The organism is Rufibacter sp. DG15C (assembly GCF_001577755.1).
Classification (GTDB): Bacteria; Bacteroidota; Bacteroidia; order Cytophagales; family Hymenobacteraceae; genus Nibribacter.
On record NZ_CP010776.1, the window covers coordinates 3130599 to 3149002 of the forward strand.

Annotated in this window: 15 protein-coding genes; 9 read left to right on the forward strand and 6 right to left on the reverse strand. The window is 50.5% G+C overall.

Going from position 1 to position 18404, the window contains the following annotated elements; genetic code table 11:
• Nucleotides 1-32: 32 nt before the first annotated feature.
• The 5 genes from TH61_RS13345 to TH61_RS13365 form a co-directional block, all read right to left on the reverse strand.
• Nucleotides 33-635, reverse strand: a complete 603-nt coding sequence (locus TH61_RS13345) for a DUF4136 domain-containing protein (protein WP_066510235.1) — start codon at nt 633-635, stop codon at nt 33-35.
• A gap of 248 nt (nt 636-883) precedes the next feature.
• A complete protein-coding gene (locus TH61_RS13350; RefSeq protein ID WP_066510238.1) occupies nt 884-1855 on the reverse strand; it encodes a deoxyhypusine synthase family protein in 972 nt (323 codons plus the stop codon).
• 106 nt (nt 1856-1961) lie between these two features.
• A complete protein-coding gene (hslV, locus tag TH61_RS13355; RefSeq protein WP_066510243.1) occupies nt 1962-2501 on the reverse strand; it encodes an ATP-dependent protease subunit HslV in 540 nt (179 codons plus the stop codon).
• 226 nt (nt 2502-2727) lie between these two features.
• Entirely contained in the window at nt 2728-4461 is a 1734-nt protein-coding gene (locus tag TH61_RS13360; protein WP_066510244.1) for a pyruvate dehydrogenase complex dihydrolipoamide acetyltransferase, read from the reverse strand.
• A 134-nt stretch (nt 4462-4595) separates the two neighbouring features.
• Nucleotides 4596-5210 (reverse strand): histidine phosphatase family protein, encoded by a 615-nt coding sequence (locus TH61_RS13365; RefSeq protein ID WP_066510247.1) that lies wholly within the window; start codon nt 5208-5210, stop codon nt 4596-4598.
• 53 nt (nt 5211-5263) lie between these two features.
• Here TH61_RS13365 and TH61_RS13370 point away from each other — a divergent pair, with 53 nt between their 5' ends.
• From TH61_RS13370 to TH61_RS13395, 6 genes are all read left to right on the forward strand, one after another.
• On the forward strand, nt 5264-5686 hold the full coding sequence (locus tag TH61_RS13370; protein ID WP_066510254.1) for a hotdog fold thioesterase: 423 nt from the start codon (nt 5264-5266) through the stop codon (nt 5684-5686).
• Between the two features lie 60 nt (nt 5687-5746).
• A complete protein-coding gene (locus TH61_RS13375; RefSeq protein ID WP_066510256.1) occupies nt 5747-6970 on the forward strand; it encodes a chorismate-binding protein in 1224 nt (407 codons plus the stop codon).
• Nucleotides 6967-8703: a 2-succinyl-5-enolpyruvyl-6-hydroxy-3-cyclohexene-1-carboxylic-acid synthase gene (gene menD, locus TH61_RS13380; RefSeq protein ID WP_066510259.1), complete on the forward strand. Its 1737-nt coding sequence runs from the start codon at nt 6967-6969 to the stop codon at nt 8701-8703. Before TH61_RS13375 ends, menD begins: the two co-directional genes overlap by 4 nt.
• Nucleotides 8704-8784: 81 nt before the next feature.
• Complete coding sequence (locus TH61_RS13385) at nt 8785-9258, forward strand: DoxX family protein (protein WP_066510262.1); 474 nt, start codon at nt 8785-8787, stop codon at nt 9256-9258.
• Between the two features lie 205 nt (nt 9259-9463).
• Nucleotides 9464-10288 carry a 1,4-dihydroxy-2-naphthoyl-CoA synthase gene (menB, locus tag TH61_RS13390; protein WP_066510265.1) on the forward strand — a complete coding sequence of 275 codons (825 nt, stop codon included), beginning with the start codon at nt 9464-9466 and terminating at the stop codon, nt 10286-10288.
• A 204-nt stretch (nt 10289-10492) separates the two neighbouring features.
• Nucleotides 10493-11587, forward strand: coding sequence for an AMP-binding protein (locus TH61_RS13395; protein ID WP_066510267.1), 1095 nt, complete (start codon nt 10493-10495; stop codon nt 11585-11587).
• 46 nt (nt 11588-11633) lie between these two features.
• Here the strand turns inward: TH61_RS13395 and TH61_RS13400 are convergent, their stop codons facing one another.
• Nucleotides 11634-12308, reverse strand: a complete 675-nt coding sequence (locus tag TH61_RS13400) for a hypothetical protein (protein WP_066510269.1) — start codon at nt 12306-12308, stop codon at nt 11634-11636.
• A 433-nt stretch (nt 12309-12741) separates the two neighbouring features.
• On the opposite strand from TH61_RS13400, the gene TH61_RS13405 reads away from it, so the two are divergent.
• From TH61_RS13405 to TH61_RS13415, 3 genes are all read left to right on the forward strand, one after another.
• Nucleotides 12742-16185 carry a pyruvate carboxylase gene (locus TH61_RS13405; RefSeq protein ID WP_066512864.1) on the forward strand — a complete coding sequence of 1148 codons (3444 nt, stop codon included), beginning with the start codon at nt 12742-12744 and terminating at the stop codon, nt 16183-16185.
• Nucleotides 16186-16280: 95 nt separating this feature from the next.
• Entirely contained in the window at nt 16281-16883 is a 603-nt protein-coding gene (locus tag TH61_RS13410) for a porin family protein (RefSeq protein WP_197464038.1), read from the forward strand.
• A 410-nt stretch (nt 16884-17293) separates the two neighbouring features.
• The gene (locus TH61_RS13415; protein ID WP_066510280.1) at nt 17294-18379 is read left to right on the forward strand and encodes a tetratricopeptide repeat protein; all 1086 of its coding nucleotides are present in this window, start codon (nt 17294-17296) and stop codon (nt 18377-18379) included.
• Nucleotides 18380-18404: the final 25 nt, after the last annotated feature.

The following is an 18404-nucleotide window of genomic DNA, read 5'->3' on the forward strand; positions in this document are numbered from 1 at the left end:
AATCCCCGAAGGTACACATTGGCCCGAATACTTTAGTTATGGTTATACGACTCGCGCAGGTAGCCTTGCCTGAACACGCGGTACTGGTCAAAGATGGTGCGTACGGCTCTGTTGAGGTACACCGTGGTCTCGGTGTTTTTATCGGCCATGACCCCAGACGTATAGCCCTGCCATACCGCATTTTGGCGCTTGTTGTCTAGCAAGGTGACCATAAGCGTGCCCTGGCTCATGTAGATTTTGATGGGTTTGTAGGGGTCTTTGGACTTTACGCCTTCACCGTTGTCGGCGTTTTCGGCTAGCCAAATGTCAAATTCTTCTTGCTCATAGCCTTTCATGTTAAGGTCGTCAAAGAAGATGAAATAGCTTACCAGGAGGTCTGGTTTTTTTTCGGTGTAGGTATAGCCTTGCACCTCTAGGCGCTCCCTGATATATTTCTTGAGCACTTCGTAGCTTTTGAGGGTGGTGCTGTCCTCATTGGAGGCGTGGGTGATGAAGCCAAACGTCTTGTACTTGTTAAACATGCCCGAGTAACTGTAGTCAGAACCGTATTTCTGCTTATTGAAGATCATACAGCCACTCAGTAGCAAGGCCAAGGGCACTAACATCAATTGGGTGAAAACGTATTTGTTTTTCATTTCATTCGCGCTCTAAGTAAAACTCTATAACTCTTTTACTTACGATGTCCGGCCCCGCAAGGATTCTATGGGTTTATAAGAATCGTTAAAATTCTTGTTTAAGCAGATTTCTAAAGGAAATGCGCTCTAACTGACAATTTAGACCTAGTGCTTACAGATGGATTCTGATGAAAAGGGGCACAAAAAAAGGGAGCGGTGGTTTCCGCTCCCTTTCCAGAAAATAGCCTAAAATCGGCTACTTAATGTTCTTAGTAATCTAACACGATGGCGAAGATCAAAGGCGCCACAATGGTAGCATCTGACTCAATCACATACTTAGGTGTGTCTACGCCCAGTTTACCCCAGGTAATTTTCTCATTGGGCACAGCGCCCGAGTAAGACCCATAGCTGGTGGTAGAGTCAGAAATCTGAGCGAAGTAGCCCCACAATGGAACGCCCGTACGCTGCAGGTCTTGGTGTAGCATAGGCACTACGCAGATAGGGAAGTCACCGGCAATACCGCCGCCAATCTGGAAGAAGCCAATGGTTGACTCGTCCGTGGCAGTTTGGGTGTACCACTCGGCCAGTTCCATCATGTACTGGATACCCGTGCGCATGGTGTGCACGTTCTTGATGTCACCAGAGATTACGTGGCCGGTGTAGATGTTACCCAGCGTAGAGTCTTCCCAGCCTGGTACAAAAATAGGCAGGTTCTTCTTAGCGGCCTCTAGCATCCAGCTGTTCTTCGGGTCAATCTGGTAATACTGCTCCAACTCGCCAGACAACAGAATCTGGTAGAAGAACTGGTGCGGGAAATAGGCTTCACCGGCTTGGTCGGCTTTCTGCCAGTATTTCAAGACCACGTGCTCCAGACGGCGCATTGCCTCTTCCTCTGGAATACAGGTATCGGTTACGCGGTTCAAGTGACGGTCCAACAGGTCTTGCTCGTCCTGGGGTGTCAGGTCGCGGTAGTTAGGGATGCGCTCGTAGAAATCATGGGCCACCAGGTTGAAGATGTCTTCTTCCAGGTTGGCACCGGTACAGGTGATGGCCTGCACCTTGTCCTGACGAATCATTTCTGCCAGGATGATACCCAGCTCGGCGGTACTCATGGCACCTGCCAGGGTAATCATCATTTTACCACCGTTGGTTAGGTGGAGTTTGTATCCTTCAGCGGCGTCAATGACGGCGGCCGCGTTAAAATGCTTATAATGGTCTTTCAGGAACTGCGTTACCTTCATATCGTTACTGTTCTTTAAAAAGCGTGTGAAACAAAATTTATGTTGCTTTTACGAGGCCCCAACACCTAAGATGCCAAACCGAAAAGCAAACCACTCAACCGTACAGTTAAATGGGTTTTTCAATAATGAGATTGTGGTTAGTGTATATGCAAATATCTGCGGCAATGGTCAAGGCCTCGCGTACCATTTCCTCTGCCGTTAGATGCGGCGCGTGCTTCTTTAAGGCCAGGGCCGCCGACTGCGCGTAGGTGCTCCCTGAGCCGATGGCGGCAATCTGGTGGTCGGGTTCCAGCACGTCGCCGGTGCCCGAGATAATCAGGAGCTCTTCTTTATTAGCCACCACCATCATAGCCTCTAGCTTGCGCAGGTACTGGTCTTTGCGCCAGTCCTTGGCCAGTTCAATGGCGGCGCGCTTCATGTTGTTGCCGTAGGCGTTGAGCTTCTCTTCAAAGCGCTCCAGCAGAGTGAAGGCGTCGGCGGTGGAACCGGCGAAGCCCGTCACAATCTTGCCGTCCTGCAGCACGCGCACCTTGCGCACGTTGCTCTTGGCAATGTATTTATCCATGGTAGCCTGCCCATCTGCCCCCAAGGCTACTTCGCCGTTGTGGTAGATGCCCAGCACCGTGGTAGAACGTATTTTAGCCATATTTTCTAATTCGATTTGTTCTCCCTTACGGAATCAGCCGCGAAACTACGACAATCTTTCCATAATGCCACGCCTGCGCATTTCTTGGCAGTAGACGCGGCGGGCACGCTAGGTATACGCAGGAATTGGTTTTCGTTTTTGGCCCGTTTTCTGAGAAATAGACCAAAAACGAAGAGAGCCGCCAGATTTCTCCGGCGACTCTCTTTTATAAAGATATGCTAAGTACTTACACTAACATTCTCACCGGGTCTTCCAGGAAGCCTTTCAAGGTCTGCAGGAAGGCAGAGCCCACGGCGCCGTCCACCACTCGGTGGTCACAGGACAAGGTCACTTTCATAATGTTGCCAATTTGAATCTGACCGTTCTTCACCACCGGCGTCTGCTTGATGCCACCCACGGCCAGGATGCACGCATCTGGTGGGTTGATGATGGCGGTGAACTCTTCAATGCCAAACATGCCTAGGTTAGAGATGGTGAAGGTGTTGCCTTCCCAGTCTGACGGCTGAAGTTTCTTGCTCTTGGCTTTTCCGCCCAGGTCCTTCACTTCCGCAGAGATAGCAGAAAGAGTCTTTTGGTCAGCGTTGCGAACCACTGGTACTAAAAGACCATCTTCTACCGCTACCGCCACGCCAATGTTGATGACGTTGTTGTAACGGATCTTATCGCCTAACCACGATGAGTTCACGGCAGGGTGCTTGCGCAAAGCGGCGGCGGCGGCTTTAATGACCAGATCATTGAACGACACTTTCACCGGAGACACTTCATTGATACTCACGCGGGCTTCCATGGCTCTGTCCATGTCAATCTCCATGGTCAGGTAGAAGTGCGGCGCAGAGAATTTGCTTTCGGCTAGACGTTTAGCAATGATTTTGCGCATCTGAGACACCAGCACCTCTGAATAGGCTTCGCCTGGCGCAGCTACCGGAGCGGCAGGCGTAGCAGGGGCAGAAGCCACTGGTGCTTGTGTTCTAGGTGCAGCGGCAGATGGGGTAAAGTTCTCCACGTCGCGCAATACAATACGGCCATTCTCGCCAGAGCCTTTTACGTCTGTTAGGCTAATGCCTTTCTCCTGGGCTACCTTCTTTGCCAACGGCGATGCCAGTACACGTCCCTGGTTGCCAGTGGCTGGGGCAGCGCCAGAAGCCGCAGGGGCCGGAGTAGGCAAGCTTGAGGCCTGGCCAACGCCGTCGCCAGACTGCGACTGGGCTTCGGTTTTATGTTCTTCTAAGCGGGTGGCTTGTTCTTGGGTAGGGGCAGTGGCCGGGTTGGCGTTTCCGCCACTTTGCGCGCCGCCGTTCAATAAGGCTTGGTAGTCAGCGCCGGCTTCACCTATGATGCAAAGAACACCGTCTACGGCTACTGAGGCCCCAGCTTCTACACCGATATATAATAGCGTGCCGTCTTCGTAAGACTCCAACTCCATAGTGGCTTTGTCAGTCTCTACTTCGGCTAGCAGGTCGCCAGATTTTACTTTGTCGCCCACTTTTTTGTGCCAGGCCACAATGGTGCCATCGGTCATGGTGTCGCTCATCTTGGGCATGCGCACAATCTCGGCGTTCACATTGGCGGTAGGAGCAGCAGCGGCTGGTTGCGGGGCGGGAGCGGCTTCTTCCTTCTTAGGCTCTTCCTTGGGCGCTTCGGCTTTGGGGGCCTCTTCTGCCTTTGGGGCAGGGGCTGCGCCGCCGCCGTTCACCTCGGCCATGAGGCCAGAAATATCTTCGCCTTCTTTTCCAATAATGGCCAGAACGCCGTCTACCGGAACTGACTCACCATTTTTGGGGCCAATATATAATAAGGTTCCGTCTTCGTAAGACTCTAGTTCCATGGTCGCCTTGTCGGTTTCCACTTCGGCGAGAACGTCCCCAGATTTCACAGAATCACCAACTTTCTTTAACCAACTGGCAATCACGCCGTCGGTCATAGTGTCGCTCATCTTGGGCATTCGGATGATTTCAGCCATATTCTTTGCTCGGTTTTAGAACCTCAAAAATAGAGGCAAAATTGGTGTAATACAAATACGCGGGGAATTGATTCTCCATCCGTTTTTGGGCTTCTTTCCGGAAAACAGGCCAAAAACGGAAAACCAAGCATTTGTTAGGACAGGTGGGACACGTCTGCAAACTTCTCTACCCACAGCATACTTCCCGTAAAGTTGAGCTGGTACAGGCACAGGTTGTAATGGATAAACCGGTCCATCTGGCTCAAGGGGTAATGCAGCAACTGCGAGAGGAAAACGCGCATGGCCCGGCCGTGCATGCAAATGAGAATGGTTTCCTCCTCGGGCCGGGACAGAATCAAATCAATGACCGGCTTTTGACGCTCGGCCACCTGCACAGGGCTTTCGCCGCCTTCAATGGGTAGGTCAATCTCGCCTTTCTGCCAACGGCCCAGCACCTCATAGTAATAGGCGTCCTCTTCGGGAGATATTTTAGTGCCTTCGCGCCAGCCCCAGCAAATCTCATTCAGGCCGGCGTGCGCCTCATGCGGCAGGCCCAGGTCCAGAAACCCTTGCACGGATTGTTGCGCGCGTTGCAGGGTGGAGGTGTAGACCTTGTCAAATTGGATGTGCCGGTAGGCGTCAAAGAATTTCTCGGCCTGCCACCTGCCGGTCTCATTCAAAGGAGAGTCCACACCGCTTCCCTGAACAATGCCTTGCAGGTTCAGGTCGGTTTGGCCGTGCCGGATGAGGTAGATTTTTTTGAGGCTCAATTTTACGCTAATTTGCAGGCCCTAAAGGTAGGGGATAAATACGAAAAGTAGCCATGAAAAGACGCGCTGACGTTTCTTTAGAGCAGTTAAACGCCTGGAACAAAAACACCATGGGCGAGCACATTGGCATAGAATACACTGAGATTGGCGACGATTACCTGGTTGGCAAAATGCCCGTGGACCATCGCACCCATCAGCCCATGGGCCTGTTGCACGGCGGCGCCTCTGTGGCTTTGGCCGAAACCTTGGGAAGCGTGGGTGCCACCATGTTTCTGGATTTAGAAAAGCAGTTCTGCGTGGGATTGGAAATCAATGCCAACCATATCAAGAGTGCGCGTAGCGGGTATGTGTATGGCAGGGCCACGGCGGTGCACATTGGAAGAAAGACCCAAGTCTGGGAAATCCGTATCACCACAGAATCCGGTGATTTGGTGTGCATCAGTCGCATCACCATGGCCGTTTTGGATAAGGGGTAGAACCTATTTTTACGCCTCATTATTAGTAAGAACTAGCTGTAGTAGCTTAATTATAATTGAATGCCAGACGATAGTACTTCGGTCTACCCTTTGCCGGAAGCCTTGCCATTAGACATTGCCCATTCGCTTTTCTTAGCGGGGGTAGAGACGCAATTACCGTCCGTGCTTTGGCGCCTTCCCAATCAAACCGAGGTACAGGTGTTGGTAGCCACCTCTGGCAGCCAAACCTCGCTTCCGCCTTTAGAGGGACCCGTCCCTGGTTTTGCCTTCTGCCCATTTGAAGCCTCTGTAACGGCGCCCAATCAGTTTCTACCCGCAGATATCTACTATTGCGGCAAAGGCTCGACACAGATTCAATTAAATACAACAGGGACCCCTGACCGTTTTTGGCCTCTTTTCCAGGAAATAGCCCAAAAAGGACAACACCATCAACTAAAAGAGTGGCCGGTTCACCCTGAAGGACAAACCTCGCAAATAGACAGAGAAGACTTTGAGGAGACGGTTACCACCGCCGTCAACGCCATGCAAGCGGGTTGTTTAGAGAAAGTGGTCTTGTCGCGCACCAAAACCTTGCCCTTAGCGAAGGAGATAGACATCCTACAACAGTTCACCCAACTGACCCAATTGTACCCGACGGCGTTCATTTCTTTGGTGGCCATTCCGGGGGTAGGGACTTGGCTGGGGGCAACGCCAGAATTATTGGTGCAGATAGACAAGCACAAGGTGTTCAGGACGGTGGCATTGGCCGGCACACAGCCGTTGACCGATGGACTCACGCCCGCCGATGCTATCTGGCGCCAGAAGGAGATTGAGGAACAGGCCCTGGTGCAACGCTACATTGTGAGCTGTTTCCGGCATTTACGCCTGCGCGAATACGTGGAGATGGGTCCGCGTACCATTTTGGCCGGTAACCTTTTGCATTTGCGCACCGACTTTAGCGCGGCCATGGACGAAGTAGGCTTCCCGAAGCTGGGAACGCAGATGTTGGAGTTGTTGCACCCCACTTCGGCAGTAGGCGGCATGCCCAGGGCCGCAGCCTTGAAGATGATTAGCCAGCTGGAGCCGCACCAACGACGGTACTACAGCGGGTATCTGGGCCCGGTGCAGATAGAAGGGGAGACCAACCTGTTTGTGAATCTGCGCTGCGTGGAGCTAGGCAAAGACACCGTGACCGCCTACGCTGGGGCAGGCATGACCCCTGACTCAAACCCGGCCAAAGAGTGGCTGGAAACCGAACTGAAGATGCAGACCGTTCTGCGTCTTTTCCAAGACCTTGATTCATGATTTTACAATCTGTCATTGACATAGCTGAAATCTGCGCCCGCAAAGGCGTGCAAGACATTGTCTTGTCGCCGGGCTCACGGTGTGCGCCTTTGGTGCTGGCCTTTGCGCGTCATCCGCAGCTACGCGTGCGCACCGTGTCAGATGAGCGTAGCGCCGCATTCATTGGCTTAGGCATTGCCCAGCAGACTCAGAAACCGGTGGTGTTGGTATGCACTTCGGGCACGGCAGCCTACAATTACGCGCCTGCCGTGGCCGAGGCATTTTACCAGCACATCCCCTTATTGGTGTTGACCGCAGACCGTCCGCCGGAATGGGTTGACCAACTGGACGGACAGACCATCAAGCAATCGCACATTTACGGCGGTCACGTGAAGCGAAGCCTGGATTTTCCGGTGGAGACCAGTCATGCAGACTCGCAATGGCACGCCACTCGGCTTATCAATGAGGCACTCAATGAAACCGTGGCGTTTCCAAAAGGTCCTGTGCATATCAATATTCCTTTGCGTGAGCCTTTTTACCCTGAGGAAGGGGAGACGTTTGCCTACGGCGCATATGTAAAAATCATTGAGGAGTTCCCTTCCTCGGGGCAACTGTCACAGGACGTTGTCACAACCTTACAAGACGAGTTAAAAGGCTTCAAACGCATCTTGGTAGTGGCCGGCCAAGGAAGGAAAGACCAAGCCTTGCAAGAGGCGGTATGGCATTTTTGCCAGTCCACGGGCGCTGTGTTCGTGACGGACACCATCAGCAACCAACAGGTAGAAGGCGAGACCATCAGCTACCATGATGTGTTCCTAGCGGCAAAATCTGCGAAAACGGAACCGGCCATTCAGCCCGACTTGCTCCTCACCTTCCATAAGTCGCTCATCTCCAAAAACCTGAAGCTGTACCTGCGCGGCCAGCAGAACATGCAGCACTGGCACGTGCAACCCGCCGGCCAAGTGGCAGACACCTTTCAGGCCTTGACGCGCATCATCCGGGCAGAGCCGAAGGTGTTTTTCCAACAAGTCACTTTAAATGAGACGAACGCAAAAGTTGCTCCCAACTTTGCTAATGCCTGGTTTGAATTGAACGCGCAAGGCAAATCAGTTTTGGAGAGATTCCAGGAAAATAGCCCGTTTTCGGAGTTCAAGGTGTGTCATCAAGTGCTCAGAAGTCTGCCAACCAACAGCATCTTGCATTTGGCCAACAGTATGAGCGTACGCTACGCCAACCTGATTGGGGTTTCTGCCTTAGAAAATGTAGAAGTGATGGCCAACCGAGGCACCAGCGGCATTGACGGAAGCACCAGTACCGCCGTGGGTGCCGCCCTCAGCACCGACAAACTGGTAACCCTGCTCACCGGCGACATGGCCTTCTTGTATGACCGCAACGCGCTCTGGCACAATTACCTTCCGCAGAATTTAAGGATAATGGTCTTGAACAACCACGGCGGTGGCATCTTCAGGATGATAGAAGGACCGCGCAGCCAGCCAGAACTTGGTCCTTTCTTTGAAACCGACCAACGCCAGACCGCCCAGAAAACCGCCGAAGACATGGGCCTGACCTACTTAAAAGTCACCGATGGGAATGCCTTAGCAGAAGCATTGCCTAAATTCTTCGACCTTTCTGCCGGGCCTCAGTTATTAGAGGTGGAGACGAGCAGCCCTGAGAATTACCAGGTGTTTGCGGCCTACAGGGAAATGGTGCAGCAGGAAATCTCGCTTGGGAAGAATTCAACTTCTCAACTATAGCAATATTCGCTTTTTGTCATTGCATCTTTTTGAGTACCAACGTATAAGGAGGTAGGGCGCTACAGTAAAAGCGTAATTAAAATGGCATGGACAAATGAAGTTGATTCCTGGCAATCCAAACATCACCCTGTGTTGTATGACATAGGAAGGGTTGCCTTGGGCTTGTTCCTTTTGTACAAGGGCTTGATGTTTATCTCAGACACGTCGGCACTGGCACAGATCATGGAGAAAAGCCAGTTTGAGTTTGTGGCCTTTGGATTGGCCCATATGGTGGCATTCGCTCACTTGGTAGGCGGTCCCATGATTGCCCTGGGCCTTAAAACCAGGTTTGCGGCGGCGGTGCAGATTCCCATTCTGGTGGGCGCGGTGTTGTTTGTGAACCCTAACCGCGGCTTTTATTCAGAAAACACCGAGCTGTGGGTTTCTATCGTGGTCTTGATGGTACTGGTGGTCTACCTGATTGGCGGCTCTGGGTATTACTCCTTAGACCGTAAGATGGACGAGCACGCCACTAGAACAGATCCTTTGTGGCACCATGACACCCACAGTTATTAATACTTGGTTTAAACGCTAATCAAAAGTCCGTTTTTGGCTTGGTTTCTGGAAAACAGGCCAAAAACAACCAGTAAAACTTCGCGCTAAAAAAAGCGTATTCCTATTTCCTGAAGGCATCCTACGCCGCTTACTTAGAAAGTCCTTGCATTCACGTGCCAGGACTTTCTACCTTTACGGCTGTATTGTTTTACTAACGTAAGATTTCATGAACAGCAACTACAACTGGTCTACCCTTAAAGAATACAAAGAAATCCTTTTCCAATTTTATAACGGCATCGCCAAAATCAGCATTAACCGTCCGCAGGTGCACAACGCGTTTACGCCCCGCACCGTCGCTGAGATGATTGATGCCATGAACATCTGCCGTGACAACTCAGACATTGGCGTGATCATCCTGACCGGCGAAGGTGGCAAGGCTTTCTGCTCAGGTGGCGACCAGAGCGTGCGTGGCCACGGCGGCTACATTGGCGAGGACACCGTGCCACGGTTGAACGTGTTAGATCTGCAGATGCAGATTAGACGCATTCCTAAACCGGTGATTGCCATGGTGGCCGGTTGGGCCATTGGCGGCGGACACGTTTTGCACGTGGTGTGTGATTTGTCTATTGCGGCTCACAACGCTAAGTTTGGTCAGACGGGACCTAAGGTTGGTTCGTTTGACGGTGGTTTTGGCGCTTCTTACCTGGCCCGCGTGGTAGGTCAGAAGAAAGCCCGCGAAATCTGGTACCTCTGCGACCAGTACAACGCGCAAGACGCGCTGGACATGGGCCTGGTGAACAAGGTTGTGCCGTTGGAGCAACTAGAGGAAACCACCGTAGCCTGGTGTGAAAAAATCCTGGAGAAAAGCCCGCTGGCCCTGCGCATGCTCAAAGCCTCTTTCAACGCCGAGTTGGACGGACAGTCCGGTATTCAGCAGTTGGCTGGGGATGCTACCTTGTTGTATTACCTCTCAGACGAAGCCAAAGAAGGCAAGAACGCCTTTCTGGAAAAGCGCAAGCCAGACTTCTCCAAGTATCCTAAGTTCCCATGATTTTGCTATAGACACAAGACGCAGGATTTAAGACACAAGACTTTTTCAAAAGAGGTAGCTTTTACAAAAGCTACCTCTTTTTTTCTATCATATCTTTGGACCAGTAAGGTCAATAAACGCGCATAAATTTTAAAGTCTTGAATCTTATGTCTTGTGTCTTACGTCCAACACGTGTCTTACGTCAAATGCTCAAACGCCACATCTATGCCTGACCACCTGCTGTTAAATGGAAAGAAGTTTTTTCTGGATGAAGTGCAAGAGTACTCTTACCGGGAGAGTATTCCCTTGGACGGCTATGAGATCAAGACGCTGGAGTTCTGCAAGAACTGGCTGCTGGGCGTGCAGGAGTTTCCAGTGATGACCTCGGGCAGTACTGGTACGCCCAAAGTAATTACCTTGACGCGGGAGCAGATGGAGGCTAGCGCCCAACGCACGCTTCGTATTTTTAATCTTCAGCCCGAGGACAAAGTGCTGGTCTGCCTCAACACTGAATACATTGCCGGTATGATGATGCTGGTGCGTGGGTTGGTGGGGCAGCTACACATGACCATAATAGAACCAATCGGGAATCCCTTGGCCAACGTAGACGCAGACGCCTCTTTTGACTTCGTGGCCATGGTACCCTTGCAATTGCAGATGCTTTTAGAGCAGACGCCTGAGAAGGTAGACCAACTCAATCAAATGAAAGCGGTGCTCTTAGGCGGGGCCGCCATTCACAGAAATTTAGAAGAAGCAGTCCAAAGCCTGCAAGTGCCCGTTTACCAAAGCTATGGCATGACCGAGACCGTCTCGCATGTGGCAGTGCGCCAGTTGAACGGCAAAGACCGAAGCGAGTATTACGTGGCTCCCCAGGAAGTGATCTTGGGACAAGACGAAAGAGGTTGCCTCACCATCTCCGCAGAGGTCACCAACCATGAGATACTGGTGACCAATGACCTGGTAGAGTTACGCGACGCCCATTCCTTTAAATGGCTGGGCCGTGCGGATAATATCATCAATTCTGGCGGCGTAAAAGTGCAGCTAGAGAAAGTAGAACAGGCTTTGGGAGATGCTATGTCTAACTTAGGAATGAACCGCCGGTTTTTTGCCGCGGCTCTGCCAGACGAGGCTTTGGGGGAACGCTTAATCGCCGTTTTGGAGGGTTCACCGCTTGCCGAAGAAGAAGAGAAAAACTTGAAAGGAATGCTGAATGAGACCTTAAGCAAGTATGAGATTCCCAAGCAATTCGGGTACCTGCCCAGGCTACCAGAAACCGCTACAGGCAAGGTAGACCGAAGAGGCGGCATGGCTTTATTGTAACCGTTTTCGGGCTGTTTTCTGGAAAACAGCCCGAAAACGGAAAGAGCTATTTATCGTTTTGTTTCGATCTATTGTATTCTAAGAGCGCTTCGTAGGGACTTTCTTTTTTTAGGATGCTCTTCGCTTTTTCATTGTCGTGCATCATCATTAATAAAGAATCTTGTTGAAGAATCTGCAGTCTGCCATCACCTTTCTGGAAGAATTTGAAATAACCACTATTGACAGCTGAAGGGTTTTGTGGAAGTGGTAGATAGGTGTACCCATTGATTTTACCTTCCACCGACTTAAACAACCAACAACTGTCTGCTGCTAAACCAGGAACTGACTGCTTTTTGTTAGTAAAGACCTTGGTAATAGAGCGGGTGTTTTTTGGATAGATTTTTAGATTGCGCGCAGGGTCACTCATTTTTTTTGACAGGTCGAGTGTCTCTAGATAACTCTTGTTAAATACATCAAACTTAATCTTGCCTTGAACTTGCCTAACGGTGCTGTCCTCCATCACGACAATGTAATTGGATAATGGGTTTTTTAAGGTGGTACTTCTACTTCCCATAGACATAATGTGTAGCATATGCATCTGATGACTCATTTGCATATTCATCTGCATATTCTGGTTGGCAATGACTCTGGCAGCTTGAGCCTGGTAGGTTTGTCCAAATGTGGTTGAGACAGAAGCAATAAAGCTTGTTGTCAAGAGTGCCAGAAATAAAGTCTTTTTCATGGGATGCTGCGCCAAGAGTAGATGCCGAAAGTTATTTAAAAGATAGCTTAAAGTTAATATTAATAGCCATCCGAAGCAGTAGGTAAGCACTCATCTGAACAAAATATCTCCCACTATTTAAAGTTGGTAAAAGTATTTTCATCGGGCCGTTTTTAGCCTGTTTTGCCGGAAAGAGGTGAAAATTGGGTTAGAGAAATCGATTGAACCCCAAGTCTAAAGCTATTCTTGTGTTTTGCACATTCAGAAAAATATTGGTTGAAACACCCCCTTTGGTTATGAAAAGTGCAATAGAAAAATAAGATTATTGCCAAAATGAATACTTTGGGGCCACTTTTACGTATCGGGAGGAATCTAGCCAGACATTCCCTAAAGCGCTACCCGTAGGTTGCCAAGCGGGGCTGGCCTGTTCAAGTTCTCCACTACCAAACGCCCCATGAAGATTAAAAAACTGTTAGTCGCCAACCGCGGCGAAATCGCTATTCGTGTACTAAGAGCCTGTAATGAGCTGGGCATCCAGACGGTGGCTGTCTATACCTATGAAGACCGGTATTCGCTGCACCGCTACAAAGCAGACGAAGCCTACCAGATAGGCAAGGAAAACCAGCCGCTTCAGCCCTACCTCAACATTGAAGAAATCATCAGAATAGCCAAAGACAGCGGCGTAGACGCCATTCACCCAGGCTATGGCTTCCTCTCAGAAAACAAATACTTCTCCCAGGCTTGCGCCGACAACGGCATCCAGTTCATTGGGCCTAAGCCTCAGGCCATGGCCGCGTTGGGGGACAAGATTGCCGCCAAGAAAGTAGCCTTGGGGCAGGGCGTACCGCTCATCCAAAGCAATGAAGTAGACCTCACCGACAAAGACATTGCCCTGTGTGAAGCGCACCGCATTGGCTACCCGGTCATGCTGAAAGCCGCCGCCGGTGGTGGGGGACGTGGGATGCGCGTGATTAGGGATGATGAGCAGTTGGAAAGAGGCTTTTTTGAGGCGAAGAACGAGGCTGCAAAGGCCTTCGGGGATGATACTTTGTTCTTGGAGAAGTTTGTGGAGCGCCCCAAGCACATTGAGGTGCAGATAGTAGCCGATAACCATGGCAACATTACTCACCTTTTTGAGCGCGACTGCTCGGTGCAGCGGCGCTTCCAGAAAGTGGTAGAGGTGGCCCCCGCCTTGGGCTTGTCAGATGGAGTAAAGCAGGAGCTGTATGACTATTCGCTGCGCATCTGTAAGGCGGTCAATTACACCAACGTGGGAACCGTGGAGTTTCTGGTGAACCCAGAAAACGAAGAGATTTACTTTATTGAGGTGAATCCGCGCATTCAGGTGGAGCATACCGTCACGGAGATGGTGACGGGTGTGGACTTGATTAAAACCCAGATTTACATAGCGGACGGCTACAACCTCTCAGACCCAGAAATCAATTTGGGCCCAGACCGCATCATTGCCCCAACCGGCTTTGCCATCCAGTGCCGCGTGACCACTGAAGATCCCGAAAACGACTTCAAACCTGACTATGGTACAATAATAGCCTATCGCAGTGCCGGAGGTTTTGGAATACGTCTAGACCAAGGAAGCGTGTACCAGGGTGCCAAAGTGAGTCCATTCTTTGATTCACTGTTGGTGAAGGTTTCTGCGCATGACAATACTTTGCAGGGCGCGGCTGTCAAGATGCAACGGACCCTGGACGAGTTCAGGTTGCGCGGCGTGCGGCACAACATGGCCTTCTTGCACAACATTGTGAGCCACCCGGTGTTTGTGAGCGGCAACGCGACGGTAGACTTCGTGAAGGACCATCCAGAGCTGTTCAAGTTCCAGAAAAGCCAGGATCGGGCCACACGCTTGCTCAGCTTTGTGGCAGACACTATCGTGAACGGCAACCCAGACATCAAAATCAAACCGCCTTACCGCAACCTGGAGAAACCGCACATTCCGGCCTACCCTAAATACGGCGAGTATCCCAAAGGCACCAAAGACCTGCTCACCGAGATGGGCCCCGAGAAGTTCTCGCAGTGGCTCCGCAACGAAAAGCAGATTCATTACACAGACACTACATTCCGGGATGCGCACCAAAGCCTATTGGCTACGCGTATGCGCACGTTTGACTTGATGAAAGTGGCCGAAGGTTACGCCAAAATGCACCCGCAGACCTTCAGTATGGAAGTTTGGGGCGGTGCCACCTTTGACGTCTGCCTGCGCTTTTTGCAGGAAGACCCGTGGGATAGATTGCGCCAACTCCGCCAGGCCATCCCGAACATCCTGCTGCAAATGCTCATCAGGGGTTCAAACGGGGTGGGGTACAAGGCGTATCCAGACAATTTGATTGAGGCCTTTGTGGAGAAAAGCTGGGAGACGGGCGTGGACATCTTCCGCATTTTTGACTCGCTAAACTGGATGCCGGGCATGGAGTCGTGTATCAACTTTGTGCGCAAGCGTACCCAGGGCCTAGCGGAGAGCTCCATCTGCTACACCGGCGACATCCTCAACCCGAAGAAGACCAAGTATACGCTTGATTATTACTTGCGCTTAGGTAAACAGTTAGAGGACGCTGGTGCGCACATCATCGCGATCAAAGACATGGCAGGCCTGCTCAAGCCTTACGCCGCCAAAGAACTGGTCACTGCCTTGCGTGATACTGTTAAGTTGCCCGTCCATTTACATACGCATGACACAGCCTCCATCCAGGCGGCTACTTACCTCAAAGCCATTGAAGCCGATGTGGACGTGATTGACGTATGCTTGGGCTCCATGTCGGGGTTGACCTCGCAGCCTAACTTTAACTCGGTGGTGGAGATGATGAAGTTCCAGGACCGCCACCGCGACTTCGACATGAAAAGCTTAAACGAGTTCTCCAACTATTGGGAAACCGTGCGGGAGTACTATTATCCGTTTGAAAGCGGCTTGATGGCAGGTACCGCCGAGGTTTACCAGCATGAGATTCCGGGTGGTCAGTACTCCAACTTGCGTCCGCAGGCCCAGGCGCTGGGCTTAGGAGATAAGTGGGAAGAAATTAAAGAAACCTACACTGAGGTGAACCAGCTCTTCGGGGATGTTATCAAAGTGACTCCTAGCTCTAAAGTGGTAGGGGATATGGCTTTGTACCTGGTGAGCAACAACCTGACTACGGTAGACGTGCTGGAGAAAGGCGACCAGATTTCGTTCCCAGAAAGCGTGCAGTCCTTCTTTAAAGGCGACATTGGCCAACCCGAAGGCGGCTTCCCGAAGAAACTGCAGAAACTGGTCTTGAAGGATGAACAACCTTATACCGGCCGTCCAAACGACCACATTCCGCCGCTGGATATTGACGCCACTTATGAGGCGTTCAGGGAGAAATTCGGACGTGACAGAAGCTTCTTAGATTACCTGTCTTACCAACTCTACCCTAAAGTGTGGGAAGGTTACTGCCAGCATGAGGCGCAGTACGGCGATGTGTCCAAACTGCCCACCCGCGTGTTCTTCTACGGCATGCGCCAAGGCGAGGAGTATATCATTGACATGGCCAAGGGCAAGTCCATCATTGTGCAATACATGTCCATGACCGACCCAGATGATAATGGCAATAGAACCGTGTTCTTCAAGCTCAACGGGCAGACGCGTAACATTGAAGTGCGTGACAAGTCTATTAAAGTAGAAAGCCGCGAAAACCGCAAAATTGAGAAGGGCAACGCCAAGCAGATGGGTGCGCCGCTACAAGGCATGCTGTCCAAAGTGTTGGTGCAGAAAGACCAACAGGTCAAGCGCAATACGCCTTTGTTCATCATTGAGGCCATGAAGATGGAAACCACCATTACGGCGCCAGATGACTTGGTGGTGGCAGACATCCACTTAACGGACGGCACCTTGGTGCAGGCAGATGATTTGGTGATAAGCTTGAATTAACGCTGTTTGACCAAAGGTTTATCTTCCGTTTTTGCCTAGTCCATAGGGGACCCATGCGCGTAAAAAGTCTTATAGATCAAGCAAATATGATTCCTATGAAAAAGACTTTCTTATTGTTTGTGGTTTTTTTGGCGGCATTAAGTTCAGCGCAGGCTCAGTTTGCTTTGGGCTTGAAAGCTGGTATAAGTTCTTCTACCATAGACATTAAAAATGCGTCCAGCAACACGGAGCAGTTTAAAGAAGAGGACAACATCACGGGTTTCCATGCCGGGGCCTTCGCCCGAGTGCAATTGGGAGGATTTTTTGTGCAGCCAGAGGGAGTGTTCTCGGCTTCGGGTGGAAAAGTGGAAATACAGGAAGCCGTGTCTGGCAATAAAACGATAGAGGAGATGGGCTTTTCTCATTTAGACGTACCGGTGTTGGTTGGCTATAACTTTATGAAAGTGGCCAGAGTATACGCCGGCCTGGTAGCCTCCATCATGATTAATAGTGATTTTAGGGATGAAGAAGTGGACAAATACTTTGATTCTGCTGACTGGGGTTACCAAATAGGCGCAGGCCTTGATATCTCTAAACTCACCTTAGATGTACGGTATGAACGGTTAACGCGCACTTACGCAGATGATGCCGCCAACAAGTTTGATGTGGCTGGTAAGCAAATTATCTTCAGCTTGGGTTATAAGTTTATTGGTAACTAAGTATCATCAGCCAAAATATTACTCTCTTGAAAAGGTAATGACCGCCACTTAGCGTCTTTACCTTTTTTTATGCTTCCTTAAGCTATATGAGAAGCCAATGCAACTATTAAAATCAATTAAACCCAATTTTAAATAAATAGTATACAGTACTTTGCGCCTAATAGTGGCTATTGTCTATATTCAATTAAGTCGTAATTTTGTCAAGCTGATCAAAGGATCGTCGGCTGCAATACCTTTACCTCTTCTGCACCCCTAAGAAGAGAATTTTAATACCTCTGCTTCTTGATTGCCTTTCTGTAGCAAGCAGAGCCTTTCTTATGTTTCTGAGTTTGTGAAGTTGGTTGTATGTGGGTTGGGCGGCAGTTTGTCTCCTCTGTTTCTTTGTTTCTCCTTTCTTAAATAAGCATTCTATGATGAAAAGACTACTTTTCCTCTTTTTGGGCTGTGCCGGCTGGTTCACCAGCAACGCGCAATTAGCCCAGGCAACGGCGCCCGTTGCCAAAGACAGCCTGGAAATGGCCAAAGCCAATGAGCTGGCACTGGTGGCAGACAAACTCTACAAAAGCGGACTTGAGTATTTAAGCCAGAAAGAATACCGCACCGCCGTCATTGATTTAGACTCGGTGATTGCCTTGCGTCCAGAATTTGAGCAGGCCTACATGGGCCGCGCCGCAGCGTACCTGGAGCTGAAAGAAGTGCAGCGCGCCATTGACGATTACAGCAAAGTAGCGGCGCTTAACAGCAAGAATGCGCAGGCCTTGTTCAATCGTGGCAAAGCCAAGTATCTGCTAAAAGACAAAACCGGCGCCGCCGCAGATTATACCCAAACCCTGGAAGCGGATCCAAACTATTACCAGGCCCTGTACCAAAGAGGCGGTTTGCATTTTGAGAATGGAGACTACAAAACTGCCATGGAGGATTACTCAGCAGTCATTAAAATAAGTCCTAGAAACGGGTACGCCTACCATGACCGCGGGACTGCCAAACGCCAATTAAATGACATGGAGGGTGCCTTGGCAGACTATAGAAAAGCCATTGAGGTAAACCCAGACATTGCCATGGCCTATTTCAGTTTGGGGAATTATAAACTGGGTAAGAAAGACTACACCGGCGCTGCAGAGGAGTTCTCTAAAGCCATTGAACGCAACAAGGACTACTATCTGGCTTACAACAGCCGCGGCAGGGCAAAATACGAAGCCGGTGATTATGAAGGCGCCCTGGCAGATTTCACCAAAGCAGTGCAGTTGAATCCGCAGTATGCTTTTGCCTTCAACAATCGGGCGGCCGCTAAATACAAACTGCAGGATTTTAAAGGAGCACTGGAGGACTGCAACTTCGCGCTGCAAATAAATCCAGACTACGGCTATGCGTATTTCAACAGAGGCAATGCCAAAGAAATGCTGCGGGATGCCAGCGCCTGCCAGGACTGGGAGAAGGCGGTCAGCCTAAATGTGCCGGCTGCTAAGGCCTATCTGTTGTATTGTCAAGAAAAATAGACTTCCAGCTCTTAAAGAATATAAT